Raw genomic sequence first — 24,692 nt, 5'->3', positions numbered from 1 at the left:
CTTCGACCATCATGACCAAAGACGATTTCATCGCAGCCGCGCTGCGCAACCCCGTCAACACCGCGATCATGCGCGTGCTGCGTGAAACGGCCGTGCCCGATGCCTGGGTCGTCGCCGGCTGCCTGACTCAGAGCGTCTGGAACGTGCGGACCGGCCGTCCGATCGATCACGGCATCAACGACTACGACATCTTCTATTTCGATCCGGATACGTCGTGGGATGCTGAGGACGCCGTCATCCGGCGCATCACATGCTGCCTCCATGACATCGAAGCCAAGGTGGAGGTGCGCAACCAGGCCCGCGTCCATCTCTGGTATCCCGCCAAGCACGGTCGTCCCTACTCCGCCGTGTCGCGATCAACCGATGGAATCGACCGGTTTCTCACCGTCAACACGCAGGTCGGGCTCCGCCCCGCCGCCGATGGATATGAGCTCTATGCGCCCAAGGGCCTCGGTGACATCGCGCAGATGATCGTGCGGCCGAACCACACGGCCAATTTCTCGGCGACGAACTACATCGCCAAGGCGGAACGTTGGAAGGCACTGTGGCCTGAGATCACCGTGATCGTCGCGGAAGACTAACATTGTTGGACCAACACGTGAAACGACAGGGACGCAGGCGTCTTCGTTTGCCGTCCTATAGCCGGCCCGCAAAATAGCGGCCCTCGTCGCCCCGCGCTATCGCACCACGCCTGACGTGAACCCCGCGCGGCGCCGCGGCGGCTTGATCTCCTTCTTCAGGAAGCAATGCGCCTCCTTGCCGGCATAGCCGGGCCGCGAGAAGGTCCAGGCCCGGCATTTGTTGTCGCCGGTGCAGGCGGCCTTGCAGATCTCCTCGGCGTCGGCGGCCTTCTCTTCCTTCTTGTCCGCCGCCTTGTCACCGCTGCTCTTGTCGCCCTTGTCGGCGGCCTTCTCGGCCTTGTCGCCGCCCTTCAGATCGGTGGTCTTGATGTCGAAGCTGCGGTAGTCGCCGCCGGGACGGTCGATCGACGTCTCGACCGCATCGTTGCGGATCTCGACGACGCCCGCGCCACGCACGCCGGAAACGCAGCAATTGTCCGGCACGCGCGCCGGCACGCTGTTCTTGAGCCAGCACACCGCACCCGCTTCCATCACGGTCGGATAGTTGAAGCTCCAGGCGCGGCACCGCCGGTCGTGCTCGCACAGCAGCGCGCAATCGGCCGGGTCGCCGGAGGTGATCGGCGCGCTCATATAGTCGCCGCCGGGGCGATCGGAATAGGTCTGGGCTGAAGCCGGCGTCAGGCACACAGCCGCGAACAGGCACGCCAGTGCCCTCAGCCATGCCCCGATGAAGCGCCCCACGCGCCGCCGCTGAACCATCCGACCCATTGTTAGTGTTCGAGTTTTCTTGCGAGTTTTTAGGCAGTCATTTGATCGCCACGAACCTGTATGGCGGATGAACGGCCCGGACCGGTGGGAACAGCGGAAGGCAACGCAGCGGCGCCCAGGCGCTGAATCGAACCTGGGACACAAAGTGCAACAAAAAACAGCGGACCCAAGCCGCCAACCGCCTCAACGTGGAGCAGGCGGCGCAGCGAACCTGCGGCGGTCGCAGGCTCAGCCGTTCCGATCAGAACGCATATTCGTCGTAGGCCGGCTCGACCGAGCCGCCCCACGGGCCGTCGAACTTCTCCAGCATCTCCTCGGCCGGCGAGCGGCCGGAATCGATGATCTGGTCGAGCGGCTCGAGATAGCGGCTCTCGTCGCGGCCGAGATGGTCGATGCGGCCGCGCCGGCGCAGGCCGAGATGCGCCAGGGTGAGGCATTCCTTGGCGATCTCGAACACGTAGCGATTGCGAATACGCGCCTTGAAGCCGAGGCGCGGCACGTCGTCGCGCAGGTTCTGGCGCTCGAACGCGGTCCAGGTCTTGACTAGGTCCCAGGCCGCGTCGAGGCTGACGTCGTCGTAGAGCAGGCCGACCCAGAACGCCGGCAGCGCCGGCAGCCGGCCCCACGGCACACCGTCGGCACCGCGCATTTCCAGATAGCGCTTCAGGCGCACCTCCGGGAAGATCGTCGAGAGGTGATTGGCCCAATCCGACAGCGTCGGACGCTCGCCTGGCATCGCCGGGTTCTTGCCTTCGAAGAAGTCGCGGAACGAGGTGCCGGAGACGTCGATATAGGTCTCCTCGCGTTTCACGAAATACATGGGAACATCGAGCGCGTAGTCGACCCAGCGCTCGAAGCCCATGCCGTCCTCGAACGCCCACGGGATCATGCCCGAGCGCTGATTGTCAGTGTCGCGCCAGATCTCGGAGCGGAACGACAGGAAGCCGTTCGGCTTGCCTTCGGTGAATGGCGAATTGGCGAACAGTGCGGTCGCGATCGGCTGCAGCGCCACCGAGACCCTGAGCTTCTTGACCATGTCGGCTTCGGAGGAGAAGTCGAGATTGGTCTGAACGGTGCAGGTCCGGTACATCATGTCGAGGCCGTAACGGCCGACCTTCGGCATGTAGCTGGTCATGATCTTGTAGCGGCCCTTGGGCATCACCGGAATTTCGGCGCGCGACCAGGACGGCGTCATGCCCAAGCCGAGAAAGCCGATGCCGAGCGGAGTTGCGATCTCGCGTACCTGCGCCAGATGCGCCATCAGTTCCGCATGCGTCTGGTGCACGGTCTCGACCGGCGCGCCCGACAGCTCGAACTGGCCGCCCGGCTCCAGCGAGATGGCGCCGCCACCGGTGACATCATAGAGCCCGATGATGTTGCCGCGCTCCATGATCGGCTCCCAGCCGAGCAGGAGCTTCATGCCTTCGAGCAGCGCGCCGATGCCGCGCGCACCCTCGTAAGGGACCGGGCGGTGACCGTCGAGCGTGAACGGCGTCTTCTCGTGCTCGGTCCCGATGCGGAAGGCGGACGGCGGCTTCACGCCGGCCGCGAGCCACGCCACCAGTTCGTCGCGCGACTGCAGCGGGGTCATATCGATCTGGTCACGCGCCATGGGAGTCTCGGTTCAGAAGCGCTTCGAGGGTCGCGCGTGGTGACAGGAAGGGCCGCGGACCCCAGGGGGCCGCGGATGTGGATGGGAACGGATGCTTCATCGGGTCGCCGCGCCCTCTCCAGCCGCCAACGGAGCGGCCTGACCACAGGAGCAGCCAAGCCGATCCAGCAGCATGCAAAGCTTGGCGGCGTCGGTATCCGACAGCTTGGAGCCGACATGCTTCTCGATCGCGGCGGAATAGGCCGACCACATCCGCTTCTGCAGTTCGCGTCCGGCCTCGGTGATCTCGACGAACTGGCCGCGCTTGTCCATCTTGCATTCGCGCCGGACGACCAGACCTTCTTCGACCAGCCGGTCGATCAGCCGGGAAGTGGAATATTGCGGGATCAGCATCTGCCGCTCGAGCTCGACCGGGCGCAACTCGCCCGCGGGCGCCCGGGACAGCTCCAGCAGCGCATCATACCAGGCGAGCGGCGGAAAACCGGCCTTCTTCAGCTCCTGCTCGACGCAGTCCAGCACCCGGCTCTGGACCCGCATCAGGCGGATCCAGGCGGCGGTCGCCTCGGTCGATGGTTTGCGTTTCATGGGCCGGCTCGTATCCTTCAGGTCCTCGTTCTAGCGCATTCGATGCACCTGCATCAATCTTGACTATTCCATGCAAGTGCATGTAAGGGCGGGTGTGACGCCGCGATCGGTTCCAACCACGACGATGGTCTCACGGAGGGAATACCCAATGAAGCTTTATTATTCACCCGGCGCCTGCTCGCTCTCGCCCCACATCGCCCTGCTCGAGGCCGGCCTGCCCTACGATCTCGTCAAGGTCGACCTGCGCGCCAAGACCCTGGAAAATGGCGACGATTACCTCAAGGTCAATCCGAAGGGCCAGGTGCCGGCGCTCGGGTTGCCGAGCGGCGAGATCGTGACCGAAGGCCCGGTCATCGTCCAGATGATCGCCGACCGGGCGGCGACCAAGAACCTCGCCCCGGCGCGCGACAGCGGCGAGCGCTACAAGCTCTTGGAGTGGCTGAACTTCATCACCTCGGAGCTGCACAAGAATTTCAGCCCGATGTTCTCGCCGGTGCTCGCCGACGACGCCAAGGCGTTCTTCAAGGACCGCGTGATGGGCAAGTTCAAATATATCGACGGCCAGCTTGCCGGCCACGACTATCTGATGGGCCAGCAGTTCACGGTCGCCGACGGCTATCTGTTCACCATCCTGACCTGGGCGGACCGGATGAAGTTCGACCTGTCGGCGATGCCGAACCTAGTGGCCTACAAGAACCGCGTCGCCGCGCGGCCGAAGGTGCAGGAGGCGCTGACCAAGGAAGGGCTGATGAAGGCGGGGTGAGCGATTGCTTCTTACCGAAGCGATTGCGACGCCACGAAGCCGGTGAGCTCCCCTCCCCCTTGCGGGGAGGGGTCGGGGGTGGGGGTCCACACGATGACTCTAGCCGAGTAAAGGGACCTTATTCCGCCACCGAATATGATGACGCCATGGCCCTTCCATTTGACATTTCCAGGCTGACGACAAAGGAACGGCTCTCGTGGGCCTGTTGCGGGACAGCCTTGCACCTGAAGACGCGCGATTGACGTCGGCTCAAGAAGTTTGGTTGGCTCGTCGCTTGGCTGGCTTCGATGCGGATGCGCGAGGCGCTGTGCCGTGGAGGATATCGACCGCGATCTTTTCACCCGAGCTCACGCTGAGACGCCGAGGTGAGGGGCATCTTCAAATCATCGAGACCTTTTGCTGAGACCCCCACCCCCGACCCCTCCCCGCAAGGGGGGAGGGGAGCGCACCGTCGATGCGGTGCTATCGAGACTCATCAGGCAGCCCGCAATCGTCAAGCCGCCGCCTTCTTCGGCGGGAAACGGCCGTAGAAGGTTTCGCCCTTGGCGGCCATCTCTTCCAGCAGCTTCGGCGGGGCGAAGCGCGAGCCGTACTTCTCTGTGAACTTGTGGCACAGCTCGACGAACTTCTTCGTCCCCATGAAGTCGATGTAGGACAGCGTGCCGCCGGTGAACGGCGCGAAGCCGAAACCGAGGATGGAGCCGACATCGGCCTCGCGCACGTCGGTGATGACGTGGTCTTCGACGGTGCGCGCGGCTTCCACCGCCTGCACCACCAGGAAGCGCTGCTTCAGTTCCTCGACGTCGAGCGTGTCGGGATCGAGATGCTTCGGCTGCAACGACGGCAGCTCCGGCCACAGGCTCTTCTGACCCTTGCCCTTCTCGGGATAGTCGTAAAAGCCTTTGGCGTTCTTGCGGCCGAAGCGGCCCTGCTTCTCGACCAGCTCGACCATCAGCTTCTTGTGGTCCTGGTTGATCGCGTTGGGTCCGAGATCGTGCTCGGTCGCCTTCATGATCTTGAGGCCGAGATCGAGCGCGACCTCGTCCGACAGCGACAGCGGGCCAACCGGCATGCCGGCCATCTTGGCCGCGTTCTCGATCATCGCCGGCGGCACGCCTTCGAGGAACATCTCGTTGCCCTCGGCGATGTAGCGCATCACGCAGCGGTTGGCGAAGAAGCCGCGGGAGTCGTTGACCACGATGGGCGTCTTGCCGATGGTGCGGACATAGTCGAGCGCGGTCGCCAGCGCGACGTCGCCGGTGGCCTTGCCCATGATGATCTCGACCAGCATCATCTTCTCGACCGGCGAGAAGAAGTGGATGCCGATGAAGCGGCCCTGGTCCTTGAACTCCTCGGCCAGCGAGGTGATCGGCAAGGTCGAGGTGTTGGAGGCGAAGATCGCGCCGTCCTTCAGATGCTGCTGCGCCTTGGCGTAGGTCTCGGCCTTGACCTTGCGGTCCTCGAACACGGCCTCGATGACCAGGTCGCAATCCTTCAGCGCGGCGTAGTCGGCGGTCGCGGTGATGCGGCCCATGATCGCCTCCGCCTCGCCCGGCTTGGCGCGGCCCTTCTTGACCAGACCATCGACCACGCTCTGGGCATGCGCCTTGCCCTTGTCGGCGCTCTCCTGGTCGCGATCGATCAGCACGACCTCGAGGCCGCCGCGGGCCGAGACGTAGCCAACGCTGGCGCCCATGAAGCCGGCGCCGATGACGGCGATCTTCTTCAGCTTGCTTGGCGGCACGTCGGCCGGACGACGCGCGCCCTTGTTCAATTCCTGCATCGACAGGAACAGGCTGCGGATCATCGCTGCGGCTTCCTTGGAGCGCAGGATGTGGGCGAAGTAGCGCGACTCGACGCGCAGCGCGGCGTCGATCGGCAACTGCAGGCCCTCATAGACGCAGCTCATGATGGCGCGCGCGGCCGGATAGTTGTCGTAGGTCTCGCGGCGGTAGATGGCGTTGCCGGCCGGGAACATCATCATGCCGTTCTTCGAGAACACCGGGCCTCCGGGCAGCTTGAAGCCCTTCTCGTCCCACGGCTGAACGGCCTTGCCGCCGGCCTTGATCCAGTCCTTGGCGGCCTTGATGAGGTCAGCCGCCGGAACGATGGCGTCGACCAGCTTCAAGGCCTTAGCCTTGTCGAGGGTGAGCGCCTCGCCCTTCAACAGCAGGTTCATCGCGTCCTGCGGCTGCACGATGCGCGGCACGCGCTGGGTGCCGCCGGCGCCGGGGAACAGGCCGACCTTGATCTCGGGCAGGCCGAGACGGGTCTTCGGGTTCTCGGCCGCGACGCGGTGATGGCAGGCCAAGGTCAGCTCGAAGCCGCCGCCGAGCGCGAGGCCGTTGATCGCGGCGACCCACGGCTTGCCGGAGGTCTCCATCGCCCGGTAGATCTGCGAGAAGCGCCGGCTGTTGTCGAACAGCATCTGGTTGGCGGCTTCCTCGCCCTTGCCCTTCAGCACCTCGGCATAGGAGCGGTTCATGCCCTCGAGCATGGACAGGTCGGCGCCGGCGCAGAACGCCTCCTTGGCCGAGGTGATGACGACGCCCTTGATGGCGGCGTCAGCAGTGGTCTCCTTGACGATGGTCTCGAGTTCGATCGCCGAGGTCTCGTCCAGCACGTTCATCGAACGTCCCGGGATGTCCCAGGTGATCAGCGCAATGCCGTCGGCATCGGTTTCGAGCTTGAAGTTCTTGAAGGCCATGTGGTGCTCCCTCGTGCCTGCAGCCGGTCGGCGCGGCAAAAAATCCTGCGATCGTAGGGTGGGCAAAGGCGCCCTTGCGCCGTGCCCACCGACGGTGTCGATGAAGACGATGGTGGGCACGCTTCGCTTTGCCCACCCTACGTTAGGGGTTCGTCACACCCGCTCGATGATGGTCGCGGTGCCCATGCCGCCGCCGATGCACAGCGTCACCAGCGCGGTGGCCTTGCCGGTACGCTCGAGCTCGTCGAGCACGGTGCCCAGGATCATCGCGCCAGTGGCGCCGAGCGGATGGCCGAGCGCGATGGCGCCGCCATTGACGTTGATCCTGTCCTTGTCGATCTCGAACGCCTGCATGTAGCGCAGCACGACCGAGGCGAACGCCTCGTTGAGCTCGAACAGGTCGATGTCCGAGGTCTTCATGCCGGAGCGCTCGAACAGCTTCTCAGTGACGTCGACCGGGCCGGTCAGCATCATCGCCGGCTCGGATCCAATATTGGCGAAGGCGCGGATTTTCGCGCGCGGCTTCATGCCATACTTCGCCCCGGCCTCCTTGCTGCCGAGCAGCACCGCACCGGCGCCGTCGACGATGCCCGAGGAGTTGCCGGCGTGATGCACGTAGTTGACGCGCTCGATCTCCGGATGCGACTGGATCGCCACCGCATCGAAGCCGCCCATCTGCGCCATCGCCGCGAATGACGGCTGCAACTGCGCCAGCGACTGCATCGTCGTCGACGGGCGCATGTGCTCGTCCTTGGCGAGGATGGTCAGGCCGTTGATGTCCTTGACCGGAACGACAGACTTGTCGAAGCGGCCTTCCTCCCAGGACTTCGCCGCGCGCTGCTGGCTCTGCACCGCGTAGGCGTCGACGTCGTCGCGCGAGAAGCCGTACTTCGTCGCGATCAGATCGGCGGAGACACCCTGCGGCATGAAGTAGGCCGGCACCGCCATCGACGGGTCCATCGGCCAGGCGCCGCCGGAGGCGCCGATGCCGACGCGGCTCATCGACTCCGCGCCGCCGCCGATGACCAGCTCATGCTGGCCGCTCATGATCTGCGCGGCGGCGAAATTCACGGCGTCGAGGCCGGAGGCGCAGAAGCGGCTGATCTGAATGCCCGGGACGGCGTCGCCGAGACCCGCATTCAGCGCGGCGAAACGCGCGATGTCCGAGCCGGCCTCGCCGACCGGATCGACCACGCCGAGCACGACGTCATCGACCGCGTCCTCGGGAATGTTGTTGCGGTCCTTGAGCGCCTTCAAAGGCACCGTGGCGAGCGCGAGCGCGGTCACCTCATGCAGGCTGCCATCGGATTTGCCGCGGCCGCGGGGGGTACGCACGTGGTCGTAGATAAAGGCCTCAGGCATCACGCCCTCCTCATCTGATCGGATTCGTTGTTGTTGGTGTTCGACGGTAGCCGGCGCGCGAGCGGCGCACCGGCTCCCGCCGCAGCATCAGAAGGCTTCCGCCGGCAGCTCCATCACGGTCGCACAGCCGGCCTGCAGGCGGGCGAGATGCGCGGCCGTCTCAGGGATCACGCGCTCCATGAAGAATCGGCCCGTGACCAGCTTCGTGGTCAGATAGGTCGAGCTGTCGCCGGCCGCAATCTTGTCCTGCGCGACCTTGGCCATCTTCGCCCACATGTAGCCGAAGGTGACCAGCGCAAAGAGATGCATGTAGTCGGTCGCGGCGGCGCCGGCATTGTCCGGCTTGGTCATCGCGTTCTGCATCAGCCACGTGGTGGCCTGCTGCAGATGGCCGAGCGCGGTCGACAACGGGGCGACGAACGGCTTCATCGCATCATTGCCGCCCTGCTCCTTGGCGAACGAGCCGACCTCGGCGAAGAACGCCATCACGGCGCGGCCGCCGTCGCGCGGCAGCTTGCGGCCGACGAGATCCAGCGCCTGGATGCCGTTGGCGCCCTCGTAGATCATCGCGATGCGGGCATCGCGCACGAACTGCTCCATGCCGTGCTCGGCGATGTAGCCGTGACCGCCATACATCTGCTGCGCCTGAACGGCGTTGGCGAAGCCCATGTCGGTCATGTAGCCCTTCATGACCGGGGTCATCAGGCCCATGTGGTCGTCGGCGGCCTGGCGGTCCTTCGGGTCCTGCGAGCGGTGCGCGACGTCGCTCTTCAGCGAGGTCCAGACGACCATGGCGCGGGCGGCCTCGTTGAAGGCGCGGATCGACAGCAAGGTGCGGCGCACGTCGGGATGCACGATGATCGGATCGGCGGCCTTGTCGGGCGCCTTGGGCCCAGTCAGCGAGCGGCCCTGGATGCGCTCGCGCGCATAGGCGACCGCGTTCTGATAGGCGACCTCGGACTGCGCGAGCCCCTGCACGGCGACGCCGAGCCGGGCCTCGTTCATCATCACGAACATGCCCTGCATGCCCTTGTTCTCTTCGCCGATCAGCCAGCCGGTGGCGTTGTCGTAGTTCATCACACAGGTCGAGTTGCCGTGGATGCCCATCTTGTGCTCGATCGATCCGCAGGTCACTCCGTTGCGCGCGCCGACGGTGCCGTCCGGATTGACCATGAATTTCGGCACCACGAACAGCGACACGCCCTTGATGCCGGCGGGCGCGCCCTCGATGCGGGCGAGCACGAGATGGATGATGTTGGAGGCCAAGTCGTGCTCGCCGGCCGAGATGAAGATCTTGGTGCCGGAGATCTTGAAGCTACCGTCGGGCTGGCGCACCGCCTTGGTGCGCAAGAGACCGAGATCGGTGCCGCAATGCGGCTCGGTGAGGTTCATGGTGCCGGTCCACTCGCCCGCCACCATCTTCGGCACGTAGGTCTTCTTCTGCTCCTCATTGCCATGCACGATCAGCGCGGCGGTGGCGCCCATGGTGAGGCCGCCATACATCGAGAACGCCATGTTGGCAGAGCACTGGAATTCGTTGACGGTCTGGCTCAATGTCACCGGCAGGCCCTGCCCGCCATATTCGGTCGGCGCCGACAGGCCAAGCCAGCCGCCCTCGACGATCTGCTTGTAGGCCTCCTTGAAGCCCTTCGGCGTGGTCACGCTGCCGTCGTCATGGCGCTTGCAGCCTTCGAGATCGCCCACGCGATTCAGGGGGTGCAGCACCTCTTCGGCGAGCTTGGCGGCCTCGCCGAGGATCGCCTCGCGGACATCGGCCGAGGCATCGGAGAAGCCCGGCAGATTGTCGTAGCGGTCGATCTGGAACACGTCGTTGAGCAGGAAGGTGACATCTTCCACGGGGGCTTTGTAGATCGGCATCGGCGTCTCCGGCAGGAAGGCTGAAGTTTCAGACTGAAATTGTGCGGACGCGGCAGGCAATGCTGGCCGCGGACTGTAGCGACTTCTAAGAGCTTGCGGCAGCCATTCGTTTGCGGCTGTCGGTCACATCACGACGGCTTGCTCATCGCGGCCAGCTGTTCGCCCATCAGGCGGTGCAGCAGGTTGATGGCCTTGAGCGGCCGCACCATGACCTTGAAATGGGTAATGCGGCCGGCGTCATCGAAGGTGATGATGTCGACGCCGTTGAGCTTGATGCCCTCGATCTCATTCTCGAATTCGAGCACGGCGCCCGTGGCGTTACGCCACTCCCCGACATACTTGAATCCGGGACCGCCTAAGACTTTCTCAGCACTCGCGAGATATTTGAAGGTGATGTCGCGGCCGCGCTGCGGCGTATGCACGACGGGACTCTCGAACACGGCGTCCGGGTGCAGCAGCTCCCGCAGCGCGCCGAGATCGTGAGACCTCATATAGCCGTACCATCCATCGAGGCCGGTCATTGTCATTGGGCGTCTCCTCAGGGCGGAACAGGCCAGCACCACAACCACCCCATATGCACATTGACGCATATGCGCCAATGTGCATAATGTCAAGCGTGGAGCGGGGCAGAACACGATCAGAAAAACGGGAGCAGTTTCCGGCCATGGCCCTCGGCGACGCCATCCTCGCCTGCCTCACCGAACATCCGATGACGGGCTACGAGCTCGCCAAGACGTTCGATTCCTCGATCGGCTTCTTCTGGAAGACGGACCACCAGCAGATCTACCGCGAGCTGTCGCGGCTGCGCGACCGCGGCTACATCCAGGGTCGCGAGGTGGTGCAGACCGGCAAGCCCAACAAGCTGGTCTACACATTGACCGCGGAGGGCCGCGCGGCGTTTCGCAGCTGGGCGGCGCGGCCGAGCACGCCGGCCTCGACGAAGGACGATCTTCTCGTCCGGCTCTATGCACTGGGCGCCGCCGACATCGGGCCGATCCGGGCCGACCTGATGGCGCGGCTCGAGCATCATCGCGACCGCGCCGAGCGCTACGATCGCATCCTCAAGAAGCATTATGCGGACGGCAACGTGGCCCCGGCCGATATGGGCAAGCTCCTCAACCTGCGTCTCGGCCTGCGCCACGAACGCATGGTGGCGGAATGGTGCGAGGAAGCGATCACCGCGCTCTCGACGATATCCGGCGCGAGCAGCGTGCGGCCGCTCGATCCATCATCGCGTGAAAATGCCGGCTGATACCCGCCGTTCGATAGGGCAAAACTTCTGACCGCGCCGGCGGTAAACTTAACGCGTTATTTACCGTAAAAGTCAAAAGTCGGGACCTGGAGCAGACGATCTGCGCGGACCCGTTCATGTTCATGTCCGGGACGCGTGGAGAGGCTGGAGGCGCTTGGTGGAGCGCTGGAAGCGGAACCGGACGAGACATGAATTCGCGCGTACCGTGGAGTAATGAAGGCATCGACCCGTCCGTCCGTGAAAGGGCCGAGGCCGCGGCGCAACGCGCCGGCATGACGCTGAACGACTGGATCAACTCCACGCTCGGCGCATCTACCCCGCCCGACTTCCGTGGCAGCCACGCGCCGCGCAGCACGCCGACCGTCAGCCGCGATGCCCGCGAGGTGACCGACATCCACCAGCGGCTCGACTCCATCGCACGGCAGATCGAGCAGATGTCGCGCCCCGTCTCGCGCAAGGATGCGCCACGCGACGAGCAGGGCGTCGCGCGTCAGCTGAATGATGCGATCTCGCGGCTCGACGCCCGCCTGTCACAGATCTCGACGCCGCTGCGCAAGCCGGACACCGAAGACCGCTATCGTGGTCCTGACGGCGTCGAGCGCGCCGCTGCGCAGCTCTACCGGCCCGCCCAGCCGCTCAGCGCGGGTTCGTTCGACGTGGCCGTCGCGGAAATCAGCGCCCGCCAGAGCGAGCTCGACAATGCGCGCCCGCTGCCGCCGCACCAGGCGCCGCCGACCGCGCCTGCCATGGCATCCGCAGCAGCGCCGTTGATGACCCCGATCAGCGCGCCGCTGACGCCGCCGCAACCGGCAGCCCCCACTCCCGATTTCTCGCTGCTCGAACGCCATCTGCTCAAGATCACGAGCCAGATCGAGGCGCTGCATCGCCCCGACGACGGCATCGAGCAGTCGATCGCCGGCTTCCGCAACGAGCTCTCCGAGATTCGTCACGCCATCACCGAGGCGATGCCGCGCCGGGCGATCGAGTCGATCGAGAACGAGATTCGCTCGCTGTCGCGCCGCATCGACGAGAACCGCAACACCGGCGTCGACGGCCAGGCACTGGCCGGGATCGAGCGCGCGCTGACCGACATCCGCGAGGTCGTCGGCTCGCTGAAGCCTGCCGAGCAGCTCGCCGTCTATGACGAGGCGATCCGCAATCTCGGCGCCAAGCTCGACCTGATCCTGCGCGCCAATGACGACCCCGGCACCGTGCAGCAGCTCGAAAGCGCCATCGCGGCGCTGCGTGCGATCGTCGCCAATGTCGCCTCCAACGACGCCCTGGAACGGCTGTCGGACGATCTTCGGCAGCTGTCGTCGAAGGTCGACCAAGTCACGCAGGCGCGCGACAATCACGAGTCGTTCCATGATTCCTTTGCGGCGCTCGAACAGCGCATCGCCGCGCTGACCTCGACGCTGGAGAGCCGCGAGCCGCCGCCGGCAGCGCGCGACAACACCGCCCAGATCGAGGACGCGCTGCGCGGCCTGTCCGACCGCATCGACCGCCTGCAGGTCGGCAACGACGGTTCATCGGCGATCACCCATCTCGAACAGCGGATCAGCTATCTGCTGGAGCGGCTCGAGGCCGCCAACGACCCGCGCGGCGGCAACATGACCCGCGTCGAGGACGGCCTGCAGGACATCCTGCGCTATCTCGAACGGCAGCAGGCGACATTCGCAGCGCTGGCGGAGAGCCGCTCGCAGCGCGAAACGTCGCAGGACGGCGGCCTGATCGACATGGTCAAGCGCGAGCTGTCCGACATCCGCTTCAGCCAGACCGAGACCGACCGCAACACCCAGGACTCGCTCGAGGCCGTCCACAACACGCTGGGGCACGTCGTCGACCGCCTCGCCATGATCGAAGGCGACCTGCGCAATGTGCGCGCCACCGCGGGCCCGCCGGCCGCGCTGCCGCCGCTGGCACCGCCAATCGAGTCGCCGATGCCGGCTGCACGCGCGCCGGCGCCCCAGGCCCATGCCGAGCCGGCCAGGCCAGAGCCTGCCTACCGGCCGGAGCTGCCCAATCCGGCGGCCGAGCAGCCAGCGGGACAGATTGTCGCTCCGGCCGCGGGTCAACAGGCGTTCGCGGCCGCCTCGCGCGACTTCCACGCCGCTCAGGCGCCGGCGGCTGCCATGCCGCCGCCGATTCCGCCGAAGGCAATCGCCGACATCCTGGAGCCGCACGCGGCACAGGCGCCCCGCGCGACCATCATCGTCCCCGAGCTGCCACCGGATCATCCGCTTGAACCGGGCACCCGTCCGCCTGGCCGGACCGCATCGCCCGCCGAGCGGATCGCCGCGTCCGAGGATGCGCTGAGCGAGCTTCCCGCCGGCAAGCGGGAGCCGGTGTCGACGTCGAGCTTCATCGCGGCTGCGCGCCGCGCGGCGCAGGCCGCGGCGGCTGCACAGCCCGTTGACGCCAAGAAGGCGAAGAAGGACAAGCCGAAGGAGAAGGCCAAGGAGCCGCCCAAGGACGTCGTCAAGGAAGTCGCCAGCGACGTCGCCAAGCCCAAGGCCAAACCCAAGGACAAGCCGACGTTCGCTCTCACCGCTGAGGGTGACGAGGAGGTCTCGACCATCGGGTCGAAGATCCGTTCGCTGCTGGTCGGTGCCAGCGTCGTGGTGATCGTGCTCGGCACCTTCAAATTTGCGATGTCGCTGCTCGACAGCGGCAGCACGCCGCCGCCGATCTCGCCGATGGAAACCCAGGGCGAGGCGCCCCGGGCGCAGATGCCGTCGGCCTCGCCGGGCCTGTCGCCGCGGCCGACGACGCCCGACCAGAGCGTGCCGTCGTTGACGTCGCCGACGCCGATCGACCGTCAGTCCTACAACCGGGCCATGCCGAGCGAAGCGGAGACGATCGCGATGCTCGCGATCCCGCAGGACGTCGAAAAGCCGGCCACGGTACCCGCTGCCGTCCCCACTGATGTCACCGGCACGATCCCAACCGCCGCCAACGGCCAGAAGCTCGGTCTGGTGCAGGTGCCCGCCTCCGAGAAGCTGCCCGATGCCATCGGCGGACTGGCGCTGCGCAACGCCGCTCTGAAGGGTGATCCGACCGCCGCCTACGAGGTCGGCGTGCGCTTTGCCGAGGGCAAGGGTGTCGCGGCGAACTATGAGGAAGCCGCGAAGTGGTATGACCGCGCGGCACAGGCGGGGCTGATCCCGGCGGTCTTCCGTCTCGGCACCTTCTACGAGAAGGGTCTCGGCGTGAAGAAGGACGCCGACATCGCCCGCCGCTACTACGTCGTCGCCGCCGAGCGCGGCAGCGCCAAGGCGATGCACAATCTCGCCGTGCTGGATGCCGACGGCGGCGGCAAGGGCGCGAACTACAAGAGCGCCTCGCAATGGTTCCGCAAGGCCGCCGAGCGCGGCGTCGCCGACAGCCAGTTCAACCTCGGCATTCTCTATGCCCGTGGCATCGGCGTCGAACAGAACCTCGCCGAGTCCTACAAATGGTTCACCCTGGCCGCAGCGCAGGGTGACGTCGATGCCGGGCGCAAGCGCGACGATGTCGCCAAGCGGCTCGATGTCCAGTCGCTCGCCGCGGCCAAGCTCGCGATCCAGACCTTCACGGTCGAACCGCAGCCCGACGACGCCGTGAATGTGCCGGCACCCGCCGGCGGCTGGGATGGCACGCAGGCGATCGCCAAGGCAGCCGCGGCCAAGGCGGCGCTGGCGAAGCGCGCGGCTGCGACGGCGCTGCGCTGACGAGGGCATTTCTCTGGGCAGGCTGACGAGCGCTCGCGCGCGGCCTGCAAAATCCTCCTGGCTTGCAATCGCGCCGCCATAGTGTCGCGCGGTCGATCGATATAGGTTGTCGCGGCGGATCATCACGAGCGCCGCGAGGGAGCATCGACGCGTGTCAGCGGGGAACGAACAACACGACGGCGCGCGCTTCCTGCAGTCGCCGACGGGCCCCCGCGTGCCGCCGCGGACCACGGCGAACGTCGCCCCCGCTCCGCCTCCTCGCCAACCAATCCAGCAAGTGACCGACGGATATCCTGCGGCGTTCCGATGGCGTCGGCTGGCTTCCGTCATTTTCTTCGTTGCAATCGTGCTCGGCGGGGGCATTCGCGCCTACCGCGACCTGTCGCGACCCGACGCCTGGTCGTTCTGGAAGGATCAGTACATCTCGCCGAGTCTGTCGGCGGCGCTGGTCGCCGCCCCCGTGCTTGCCGGGCTGGGCGACAGGCGCGCCGTGCTCGCCGTCAGCGGCCCCATCGGACCCGCGGCGGCCGGCTGGCTGCGCGAGCGGATCAGCGAGGCCCATCTCAAGCCGGGCGACGTGATCCTGCTGTCCTCGCCCGGCGGCAACCTCGACCAGGGAGTGCTGATGGGCGAGATCATCCGCGCTCACGGACTCGCCACCGCCATCGGCGTGGCCGACAATTCCGGCCGCATCCGTCCGGGCTTCTGCGCCAGCGCCTGCGTGTTCGCCTTTGCCGGCGGGCAGACCCGCTATGGCCTCGATGGCTCGGCGCTCGGCGTGCACCGCTTCACGTCGGAGGCCCGTGGCGCCGACGCGGTCGCCGACACCCAGCGCGTGACCGGCGCCATCCTCGGCTATATGACGCGCATGGGCGTATCGTCGCAGGTCATCGAGGCGATGTCGCAGACCCGCGAGATCCGCTGGCTCGATCCGAGCGATGCCGAGGCCATGAGGCTGGTGACCGCGCCGCTCAAGGCCCTTTGACGGAGCGCCCAGACCCCCACGCTCGGCGCCGGTGGATGTCACTTTGGGCGGGAATGACTGATCCCTTCGCTCCCATTTTCGGTTATGCAGGAGCCCGGCGTCCTGCTTCGCATGCGCGGGATGCTCGCTCGAAGGTTCGCAGAGGCCGCGCCGATGCAGATTTATCTTCCGATCGCCGACATCCCGGTCAACATCTTCCTGTTGCTGGCGATGGGCGCGGCCGTCGGCTTCGTCTCCGGCATGTTCGGCATCGGCGGCGGGTTCCTGATGACGCCGCTCCTGATCTTCGTCGGCATCACGCCCGCGGTCGCGGTCGCCTCGGTCTCCAGCCATATCGCCGCCTCCTCGTTCTCCGGCGCGCTGTCCTATTGGCGGCGGCGCGCGATCGATCCCTCGCTGGCCTCGGTGTTGATGATCGGCGGCGCGCTCGGCACCGGGCTCGGCGTCGCCACCTTCACCCTGTTGCGTTCGCTCGGCCAGCTCGATCTGATGATCGCGCTGTCCTATGTCGCCCTGCTGACGAGCGTCGGCGGCACCATGTTCTGGGAAGGCCTGCGCGCGATGATGCGCGCGCGCCAGGGCGCGGTCGCGACCGTGCGGCGTCCGGGCAGCCATGTCTGGATCCACGGCCTGCCGCTGAAGATGCGCTTCAAGCGCTCGAAGATCTACGTTTCGGTCATTCCGGTGGTCGCCATCGGCCTCATCATCGGCTTCCTCGGCGCCGTGATGGGCATCGGCGGCGGCTTCATTCTGGTGCCCCTGCTGATCTACCTGCTGCGCGTGCCGACCTCGACCGTCATCGGCACCTCGATGGTCCTGACGCTCGCGACCATGATGATCGCGACCATGCTGCACGCGATGAGCAATCATCTGGTCGACGCCGTGCTGGCGCTGATCCTGATGGTCGGCGGCGTCACCGGCGCGCAGTTCGGGGCCCGCGCCGGCCAGATGATCCGCGGCGAGCAGCTGCGGCTGCTGCTCGGCCTGCTGATCCTCGCCGTCGGCATCCGGTTCGCGATCGAGCTCGTGATCAAGCCCGACGACCTGTTCACGATCCGCGAGACCGAGATCAGCCGATGACGCCGCTCCGCCTCGCCAGCCTCACCTTCATGCTGCTGCTTGCCGGCGCCGCATCGGCGCGCGCCGAGCGGCTGATCGTCTCGGTCTCCAACCATCGCGTGACGGTGACGCCGAACTATTCCGGCGAGGAGCTGGTGCTGTTCGGCTCGGTCGAGAAGGACGTCCAGACCCCACCGGGCCGCACCGCCTATGACCTCGTCGTCACCGTCCGCGGGCCGCGCGCCGACATGGTGACGCGGCGCAAGGAGCGCAAGTTCGGCATCTGGATCAACACCGACTCGCGCCAGTTCCTCAAGGTGCCCGGCTATCTGGCGCTGTTCGCCAACCGCCCGTTCGACACGATGGCCGCGCCCGAGGTGCTGCGCCGGCAGCAGCTCGGACTCAACAACGTGCTGCTGACCCAGCGCGTCGGTCCCGACTATGCCGACGTGGTCCCGAACGACGCGTTCCGTAGCGCTTTCGTGCGACTGCAGTCGCAGCACGGCCTGTATCGCGAGGACACGTCCGCGGTGACCCTCCTGACGCCGACCCTGTTCCGTACTGGCATCCCTCTGCCCGCTGCGGTGCCGATCGGCACCTATGAGGTCGAGATCAAGCTGCTCGCCGACGGCGCGCTGGTCACCAAGACCGAGACCGCGTTCGAGATCGTCAAGGTCGGCTTCGAGCAGTTCGTCGCGAACTCAGCGCGGCAGAACGGCTTCGTCTATGGTCTCGTCACCGCCGCGATGGCACTGATGACGGGATGGATGGCCTCGATCGTGTTCCGTCGGGATTGATCTTTTCCGCCTCATTGCGAGGAGCTGGGCGACGAGGCGATCACCGTCCTCACACCGGGCTCCAGAAGCTTCAGCCGCGCACCGAACCCGAGCGCATCGAAGGTCTTGCGCAGATCCTGCGCGTCCTGGCGGAAATGGGCCCAGCCGTCCGTGTGAACCGGAACGATGGCGGCCTCGGCAAACACGCGCGCGGTCTCGACCGTGTCGTTGGTATCCATGGTGAGATGGAACGGCCCGCGTGTCTGCGCCGCTCCGGCAAAGGGCATCACGACGCCAGGCTTGAAACGCCGCGCCACCTCCGCCACGCCGTCATAGAACACCGTGTCGCCACTGACATAGACGGTCGCGCCCTGCTGCGGGATGAGGACGAAGCCGATCACATCGCCCGCGAGCGGCTCGATGCCGGCGGGACCATGGCGCGCCGGCGTCGCCGCGACCGTCAATGTCCTGCCGCCCTTGCCGAGCTGCGTCGTCTGCCACGGCGCCAATCCTTCCGCCGGCGCACCGAGCCTGCCTGCGCCGACTTCCGTCGTGAGCACGCGCGGTGCACGTGTCAGGAAGGCGCGGCCGCCGTGGTCGAGATTGTCGGAATGCTGGTCATGGCTCAGCAGCACGGCATCGACCTCGCCGATCGCCTCCGCGGTCATCGCCGGTCCAGTGAGCTTCTCCAGCACGACATGCGGCAATTCATAGCGGCCGGGAGCATCGAATGTGGGATCGGTCAGCAGGCGGAAGCCATCGATTTCGATCAGGGCGGTCGGGCCGCCGATCAGGGTGATCGCAACGCTCATGATGATGCTCCAACGGTTCGGGCCGGCGCCCGCGTGACCAGATAGATCCCGAGCGCGACGGGAACGACGCCGAGCAGGTCCTGCAGCGCCACGTGCTCGCCGAGCACCAGGAAGGCGAAGATCATCGCCAGCGGCGGCATCACGAAATGATAGGCGCTGGCGGCGGTCGCGCCGCATACTTTCAAGAGATGGAACCAGAGCACATAGGCCAGGATCGAGCCGCCGAGCACGAGGAAGGCGAACGCGCCGATCAGTTGCGCATTCGGCACGATCTCGCCCACGTGCGACACGCCGAGCGCGACCGGCCATAACACCAGCCCGGCTGAGAGGTTCTGGATGCCGTTGCCGACCCACAGGCTGCCCTTCGGGGCGAGCTGCTTGAACAGGATGGTGCCGGTCACGATCGAGGCCAGCGCCGCCAGCGTATAGAGAATACCTTCGAGCTGGTCGGTCCCGACGGACATGCGGTGCCAGACGATCATGGCGACGCCGATGGTGCCGAGCGCGAGGCCTGAGATTTTGCGCAGGGTCAGCGGCTCGCCCAGCAGCAGCGCCGCGAACACCGCGGTGAATACGGGATTGGCCGAGACGATCAGGCCGCCGAGCCCCGCCGACACCGTCTGCAGCCCGGTGTAGCCGAGACTGAGATACAGCGCGTTGTTGGCGATGCCGATGATCGCGAACACGGCCGCATCGCGCCAGCTCATGCGCAGCTCGCCCCGGACTGCCGACACCACGACAATGAGGACGCCGGCGAGCGAGAACCGCGCCGCGAGCAGCAAGAGCGGCGGGCAATAGGTCACGCCGACCTTGCCGGCGACGAAGGCGAAGCTCCACAGCAGGCAGAACAGGCCGATTTCGAGCGGCAGCAGGTTCGACTTCATCGGGGTCACGGCAACCGAGGAAACGGACGACATCGGAGCTCTCCTTCGTCGCCGGTGTAGGGCTGTTCTTTCCCATTTGGAAATTAAATGATAGACTGACACTCAGTGGTTTTCCGAATGGAGGTCCCGCGTGCTCGATCTGGACCTGTTGCGCAGCTTCGTCTCGGTGGTCGAGGCCGGCGGCTTCACCCGCGCCGGTGAGCGCGTCCACCGCACGCAATCAACGATCAGCCAGCAGATCCGGCGGCTCGAGGAGGATCTGGGCCAGACGCTGCTCAACCGTGACGGCCGCGAGGTCACGCCGACCGAGGCCGGCGAGCGGCTGCTGTCCTATGCCCGCCGCCTGCTGGCACTCGCCGAGGAGGCCCGCGATGTCGTGGCGCGGCCCGGACCCGACGGCGCGGTGAAGCTCGGCATCCCCGAGGATTTCGCGGCCTACCGGCTCGCCAAGCTGCTCGCCGCGTTCGCACGCGCCCATCCCGATCTCAGGCTCGACGTCCGCGCCGACCAGAGCCTCAACCTGAAGCGCGACATCGAGCGCGGCGATCTCGATCTGGCGCTGCTCAAGCGCGGCGTCGACGACACCAGGGCAGCGATCGCGGCGTGGCCGGAGCGGGTCTATTGGGTGACCAGCAAGGCCCATCCCGTCGACCTCGACGCCCGCTCGCTGCCGCTGATCGGCTTCCCGCTCGGCTGCCTCTATCGGACCCGGGCGATCCATGCGCTGGAGAGCGAGGGGCGCGCCTGGCACATGGCCTACACATCGTCGAGCCTCGCCGGCATCCAGGCCGCGGTCGCCGCCGGCATGGGGCTGAGCATCCTCTCCGAAATGTCGGTGCAGTCGGAGCACCGCGTGCTGACGGCCCGCGAGGGCTTTGCGCCGATCGAGCGCACGGAGGTTGCGCTGGTCGCCTCGCCCGACGCGAGCCCGGCGACGTTGCGCCTGGCCGACCGGCTGGCCGAGTTCTGCGAGAAGGTACAGGCGAAGGCGGCGTAGCAGCGAGACGTCCGCGACTCCTGCGACCATGGCGCCACGAGCAAAGTGCATTCCCTCCCCCGCTTGCGGGGGAGGGCTAGGGAGGGGGCCGCTCCGACGGCGGTGCGCTTGGCGCCCTCTCCCCCGCAAGCGGGGGAGAGGGCGCAGCGGTGCGCGCAGCGGGCATGATCAGTCCAGCGTCGAATGATCCGTTCGACCTCTGATCACTGATCCAACTAATGAATTTCCATCATCCGACTAATAGCACCGCGCCGCGGCGATGCTGTGCAGGCGCCTATCTCCCAGCACATGCGCGATGAAGGCGCGCTTCGGAAACAGCTTGGCGAAGGCCGCGTCGCGCACGCTCAGGCCGCCGGCATAGGCGCCGAACGCCGGCATCACGGCGCGCTCGCCGTCGGAGACGAAGCAGCGTCGCTCCAAAGTGCGCGCCCGCGTCGCCACCCGCGCTTTGGGGTGCAGATGGCCGGCGATCTCTCCACGCGCGCCGGTCGGCTCGTGACGGAAGCTGATCGCGCCGACCGTGATCTCGTCGACCACCTCGCCGCCGATGCCGCGCGGCGCCGGATCGTGATTGCCCGTGATCCAGACCCAGTCGCGGCCGACCTGGAGGTTGGCGATGCAGGCGCGATCGTCACCGGTCAGGCGCGTATGCGCGTCGCGATCGTGAAAGCTGTCACCGAGCGCGATCACGGCGCGCGGATTGTAGTTCGCGACCACGGCGGCCAGCCGGTGCAAGGTCGCGGCGGTGTCGAACGGCGGCAGCAGCGTGCCGCGTGACGCGTAGCTCGAGCCTTTTTCCAGATGCAGGTCAGAAACGATGAGCAGGCGCTGCTCGTCCCATACCAGCGCGCCGGAGAGATCGACGCGCAGCGCGGTGCCGGCGACGTCCATCATGCCCGATGCGCAGAAAGTCCCCCGCAAAGCCGCCTCGCTTCTCAATCTACCCCATCGCTTCCTTCACGAGTTCCTCGGCGGCTTCCGCCAGGAGCTCGTCAGCGGCCTCGCCATAGACGGATTCGCGGCCGATTTCCAGCATCACCGGCACCGCCAGCGGCGAGACGCGATCGAGTTCCCGATGGGTGATTCGTCCCTTGATGCGCTGGAGCATATCACCGAGCCGCTTCAGATCGAGCAGGCCGGTGGCGGCATCGGCGCGCGCGGCGCGCAACAGCATGTGATCGGGCTGATGCCGGCGCAGCACGTCGTAGACCAGATCGGTCGAGAACAGCACCTGGCGGCGGGTCTTCTCTTCGGTCGTCGAACGCCGCGCGATCAGGCCGGAGATGATCGCACAGGACCGGAACGTGCGTTTCATCAGCGCCGATTCGGCCAGCCACGCTTCGAGGTCGTCGCCCAGCATGTCCGGATCGAACAAGGCGGCGAGATCGAGCCGGCCTTGGCTGACCATCAACGACATGTCGCCCAACCCCCACACCGCGAGCGCATATTCATTGGCGACGAAGCCGAGCGGCCGGACGCGCGCCCGCTCCAGCCTTCGCGTCAACAGCATGCCCAGCGTCTGATGCGCGAGCCGGCCCTCGAACGGATAGCAGACGAGATAATGCTTGTCGGAGCGCGGGAAGGTCTCGACCAGCAGCTCGCGGCGCGCCGGCACGCGCGACACGTCCTTCTGCAGCAACAGCCAGTCGCGCACCTGCTCCGGCAAGGCCGACCATGCGCGGCGATCATCCAGCAAGCCGCGGACGCGATCGGCGAGATAGGTCGACAACGGAAACTTGCCGCCCATGTAGGACGGCACCTTGGGATCGGCATCGTTGGCGCGCGACACATACACCTGGTCCTCGGCCAGCGCCTCATAGCGCACGATCTCGCCACTGAACACGAACGTGTCGCCGAGCGTGAGCCCTTCGATGAACGCCTCCTCGATCTCACCCAGCAGCCGTCCGCCGCGCGCGATCGCGCCGGTCGAACCGGCGCCGCCGCCGCGCGAGCGCACCAGCCGCACCTTCAGCATCGCTTCTTCCACGATGGTGCCGACGTTCAGGCGATAGCTCTGCCGCACCTTGGGATTGGCGACGCGCCAGCGTCCTTTTGCATCCTGCTTGATGCGCGCGAAGCGCTCATAGGTCTTCAGCGCGTAGCCGCCAGTGGCGACGAAATCGACGACATCGTCGAAATCCGCGCGCGACAGCGATGCATAAGGGGACGCAGTGATGACCTCCACATAGAGCTCGTCGCTGAGAAACGGCTCGGCGCAGGCGCAGCCGAGCACGTGCTGCGCCAGCACGTCGAGCGCGCCGGTGCGCAAGGGCGGCGTGTCCTGCGCATTGTCGGCGATGGCGTCGATCGCGACCGAGCATTCCAGCACCTCGAAGCGGTTGGCCGGCACCAGCACCGCCCGCGAAGCCTCGTCGAGCCGGTGATTGGCACGGCCGATGCGCTGCATCAGCCGCGAACAGCCCTTGGGCGCGCCCACATTGATGACGAGATCGACGTCGCCCCAGTCGACGCCGAGATCGAGCGAGGAGGTGCAGACGACGCCGCGCAGCCTGCCTGCCGACATCGCATCCTCGACCTTGCGGCGCTGCGCGACGTCGAGCGAGCCGTGATGCAGGGCGATGGCGAGATTGTCGTCGTTGATGCGCCAGAACTCCTGGAACAGCATCTCGGCCTGGCTGCGGGTGTTGACGAACACGAGCGTGGTCTTGTTTCGCTTGATCAGCTCGTACATCTCGGCCAGCGCATGGCGCGCGCTGTGGCCGGCCCACGGCAGCCGCTCCTGCGTGTCGAGCATCTCGACCACCGGCGGCGCGGCGCCGCCGGCGACCACGACATCGGCCGCGGCTATGCCACCGCTCGGCTGCGGCACCAGGAAGCGCGCGAGCTGCTCGGGCTCGGCGACGGTCGCCGACAGGCCGATCATGCGCATGTCCGGCGCAAGCCGCCACAGCCGCGCCAGCGCGAGCGACAGCAGATCGCCGCGCTTGGAGGTCACCAGCGCATGCAGCTCGTCGAGCACCACGCGCTTCAGTGAGGAAAACAGAAACGGCGCATCGTCGGACGACAGCAGCAGCGCCATCTGTTCGGGCGTCGTCAGCAAAATGTCCGGCGGATAGCGGCGCTGGCGCTGCCGACGCGACACCGGCGTATCGCCGGTGCGGGTCTCGACCTTGATCGGCAGGCCCATCTCCGAGATCGGCGCCTCGAGGTTGCGGGCGATGTCGACCGCGAGCGCCTTCAGCGGGGAGATATAGAGCGTGTGCAGGCCGGCGGGTCGCGGGATGCGGTTCGCCGTCTGCTTGCTCTTTTCCGTGTTCGCGAGTTCGACCAGTGCATTCGGCTCGGTGCCGGGTGCCACCATCGACACCGCCGCCGGAGCCCCCCCTCCCCGCCCCTCCCCCACAAGGGGGGAGGGAGTGGAGAGAGCGGATGGCTTGGCCAGAACAGAACGATGCTTCGGCGCGACGGCGGAGCCGAGCTCCACCAGGGTCGGCAGGAACCCGGCGAGCGTCTTGCCGGCGCCGGTCGGGGCGATCAGCAGCGCCGAGCGTTGCGCGCGAGCCTTCTCCAGCAGCGCCAGCTGATGCGCGCGCGGCGCCCAGCCGCGCGCCGCGAACCATTCGGTGAAATGGTCGGGCAAGGCGGCGCTGTCGTCAGGCGGGACTGGTGAGACGCGGGGCGGCACCGGGGGAAGGTAGGCAGTCGCCCGCGGTTCGTCGAGGGGCGGATAGGCGCCTTAGCCTTCACGGCTGCCGTGCCAGCCTATCCTGAAGCGCCAGCGCCTCGCCACGCTCCGCCGTCGTCCCCGCGAACGCAGGGACCCATACCGCGGCATCGGTGAGACGCATACTGCCAGTCATCGTCCCAACAAAGCCGGTGGTTATGGATCCCTGCGCCGCGTGCGCAATTGCGCACTAGGCAGGGACGACAGCGGAGTTTGAGGCTGCATCCCTCGCCACATCGTCATTGCGAGGAGCGAAGCGACGAAGCGATCTAGACT

19 protein-coding genes are annotated in these 24,692 nt (G+C 66.7%); 8 read left to right on the top strand and 11 right to left on the bottom strand.

Annotated features, from left to right (window positions below):
- The first annotated feature begins 11 nt into the window (after nucleotides 1-11).
- A complete protein-coding gene (locus QX132_RS09435) occupies nucleotides 12-581 on the top strand; it encodes a nucleotidyltransferase family protein (protein WP_316160865.1) in 570 nt (189 codons plus the stop codon).
- 96 nt (nucleotides 582-677) lie between these two features.
- On the opposite strand, the gene QX132_RS09430 is transcribed toward QX132_RS09435, so the two are convergent.
- The 3 genes from QX132_RS09430 to QX132_RS09420 all read right to left on the bottom strand — a co-directional run bounded on the left by QX132_RS09430 (nucleotide 678) and on the right by QX132_RS09420 (nucleotide 3,546).
- On the bottom strand, nucleotides 678-1,340 hold the full coding sequence (locus QX132_RS09430) for a PAN domain-containing protein (protein ID WP_315784842.1): 663 nt from the start codon (nucleotides 1,338-1,340) through the stop codon (nucleotides 678-680).
- 250 nt (nucleotides 1,341-1,590) lie between these two features.
- On the bottom strand, nucleotides 1,591-2,961 hold the full coding sequence (locus tag QX132_RS09425; RefSeq protein ID WP_315778358.1) for a glutamate--cysteine ligase: 1,371 nt from the start codon (nucleotides 2,959-2,961) through the stop codon (nucleotides 1,591-1,593).
- 96 nt (nucleotides 2,962-3,057) lie between these two features.
- Nucleotides 3,058-3,546, bottom strand: coding sequence for a helix-turn-helix domain-containing protein (locus tag QX132_RS09420; RefSeq protein WP_315735855.1), 489 nt, complete (start codon nucleotides 3,544-3,546; stop codon nucleotides 3,058-3,060).
- Nucleotides 3,547-3,694: 148 nt separating this feature from the next.
- Between QX132_RS09420 and gstA the strand changes: the two genes are divergently transcribed.
- The gene (gstA, locus tag QX132_RS09415; protein WP_315735852.1) at nucleotides 3,695-4,309 is read left to right on the top strand and encodes a glutathione transferase GstA; all 615 of its coding nucleotides are present in this window, start codon (nucleotides 3,695-3,697) and stop codon (nucleotides 4,307-4,309) included.
- Between the two features lie 493 nt (nucleotides 4,310-4,802).
- Here the strand turns inward: gstA and QX132_RS09410 are convergent, their stop codons facing one another.
- The 4 genes from QX132_RS09410 to QX132_RS09395 all read right to left on the bottom strand — a co-directional run bounded on the left by QX132_RS09410 (nucleotide 4,803) and on the right by QX132_RS09395 (nucleotide 10,783).
- The gene (locus tag QX132_RS09410; RefSeq protein ID WP_316160863.1) at nucleotides 4,803-7,016 is read right to left on the bottom strand and encodes a 3-hydroxyacyl-CoA dehydrogenase NAD-binding domain-containing protein; all 2,214 of its coding nucleotides are present in this window, start codon (nucleotides 7,014-7,016) and stop codon (nucleotides 4,803-4,805) included.
- A gap of 153 nt (nucleotides 7,017-7,169) precedes the next feature.
- Complete coding sequence (locus QX132_RS09405; RefSeq protein WP_315757606.1) at nucleotides 7,170-8,378, bottom strand: acetyl-CoA C-acetyltransferase; 1,209 nt, start codon at nucleotides 8,376-8,378, stop codon at nucleotides 7,170-7,172.
- 87 nt (nucleotides 8,379-8,465) lie between these two features.
- Entirely contained in the window at nucleotides 8,466-10,256 is a 1,791-nt protein-coding gene (locus QX132_RS09400; RefSeq protein WP_316160861.1) for an acyl-CoA dehydrogenase C-terminal domain-containing protein, read from the bottom strand.
- A gap of 128 nt (nucleotides 10,257-10,384) precedes the next feature.
- The gene (locus QX132_RS09395; RefSeq protein ID WP_315735843.1) at nucleotides 10,385-10,783 is read right to left on the bottom strand and encodes a nuclear transport factor 2 family protein; all 399 of its coding nucleotides are present in this window, start codon (nucleotides 10,781-10,783) and stop codon (nucleotides 10,385-10,387) included.
- A 137-nt stretch (nucleotides 10,784-10,920) separates the two neighbouring features.
- Between QX132_RS09395 and QX132_RS09390 the strand changes: the two genes are divergently transcribed.
- The 5 genes from QX132_RS09390 (at nucleotide 10,921) to QX132_RS09370 (ending at nucleotide 18,059) form a co-directional block, all read left to right on the top strand.
- Complete coding sequence (locus tag QX132_RS09390) at nucleotides 10,921-11,508, top strand: PadR family transcriptional regulator (protein ID WP_315717938.1); 588 nt, start codon at nucleotides 10,921-10,923, stop codon at nucleotides 11,506-11,508.
- Between the two features lie 188 nt (nucleotides 11,509-11,696).
- Nucleotides 11,697-15,218 carry a hypothetical protein gene (locus tag QX132_RS09385; RefSeq protein ID WP_316160859.1) on the top strand — a complete coding sequence of 1,174 codons (3,522 nt, stop codon included), beginning with the start codon at nucleotides 11,697-11,699 and terminating at the stop codon, nucleotides 15,216-15,218.
- Between the two features lie 151 nt (nucleotides 15,219-15,369).
- Entirely contained in the window at nucleotides 15,370-16,203 is an 834-nt protein-coding gene (locus QX132_RS09380; RefSeq protein WP_316160857.1) for a hypothetical protein, read from the top strand.
- A 153-nt stretch (nucleotides 16,204-16,356) separates the two neighbouring features.
- Nucleotides 16,357-17,283, top strand: coding sequence for a sulfite exporter TauE/SafE family protein (locus QX132_RS09375; protein ID WP_315773984.1), 927 nt, complete (start codon nucleotides 16,357-16,359; stop codon nucleotides 17,281-17,283).
- Nucleotides 17,280-18,059 carry a TIGR02186 family protein gene (locus tag QX132_RS09370; protein WP_315735834.1) on the top strand — a complete coding sequence of 260 codons (780 nt, stop codon included), beginning with the start codon at nucleotides 17,280-17,282 and terminating at the stop codon, nucleotides 18,057-18,059. The genes QX132_RS09375 and QX132_RS09370 overlap by 4 nt, the downstream gene beginning before the upstream one ends.
- Before the next feature lie 11 nt (nucleotides 18,060-18,070).
- Here QX132_RS09370 and QX132_RS09365 read toward each other — a convergent pair whose 3' ends face one another.
- On the bottom strand, nucleotides 18,071-18,850 hold the full coding sequence (locus QX132_RS09365) for an MBL fold metallo-hydrolase (protein WP_316160855.1): 780 nt from the start codon (nucleotides 18,848-18,850) through the stop codon (nucleotides 18,071-18,073).
- Nucleotides 18,847-19,767 (bottom strand): DMT family transporter, encoded by a 921-nt coding sequence (locus QX132_RS09360; RefSeq protein ID WP_316160853.1) that lies wholly within the window; start codon nucleotides 19,765-19,767, stop codon nucleotides 18,847-18,849. The genes QX132_RS09365 and QX132_RS09360 overlap by 4 nt, the downstream gene beginning before the upstream one ends.
- Nucleotides 19,768-19,864: 97 nt before the next feature.
- Between QX132_RS09360 and QX132_RS09355 the strand changes: the two genes are divergently transcribed.
- Entirely contained in the window at nucleotides 19,865-20,731 is an 867-nt protein-coding gene (locus QX132_RS09355; protein ID WP_316160851.1) for a LysR family transcriptional regulator, read from the top strand.
- 237 nt (nucleotides 20,732-20,968) lie between these two features.
- On the opposite strand, the gene pdeM is transcribed toward QX132_RS09355, so the two are convergent.
- A complete protein-coding gene (gene pdeM, locus QX132_RS09350; protein ID WP_315778390.1) occupies nucleotides 20,969-21,622 on the bottom strand; it encodes a ligase-associated DNA damage response endonuclease PdeM in 654 nt (217 codons plus the stop codon).
- A 49-nt stretch (nucleotides 21,623-21,671) separates the two neighbouring features.
- Nucleotides 21,672-24,377: a ligase-associated DNA damage response DEXH box helicase gene (locus tag QX132_RS09345; RefSeq protein ID WP_316160849.1), complete on the bottom strand. Its 2,706-nt coding sequence runs from the start codon at nucleotides 24,375-24,377 to the stop codon at nucleotides 21,672-21,674.
- Between the last annotated feature and the right edge of the window lie 315 nt (nucleotides 24,378-24,692).

Source organism: Bradyrhizobium sp. SZCCHNRI20481, assembly GCF_032485055.1.
Lineage (GTDB): Bacteria > Pseudomonadota > Alphaproteobacteria > Rhizobiales > Xanthobacteraceae > Bradyrhizobium.
The sequence above is the reverse complement of the archived record's forward strand: the minus strand, read 5'-3'. Positions and strand labels throughout refer to the sequence as shown.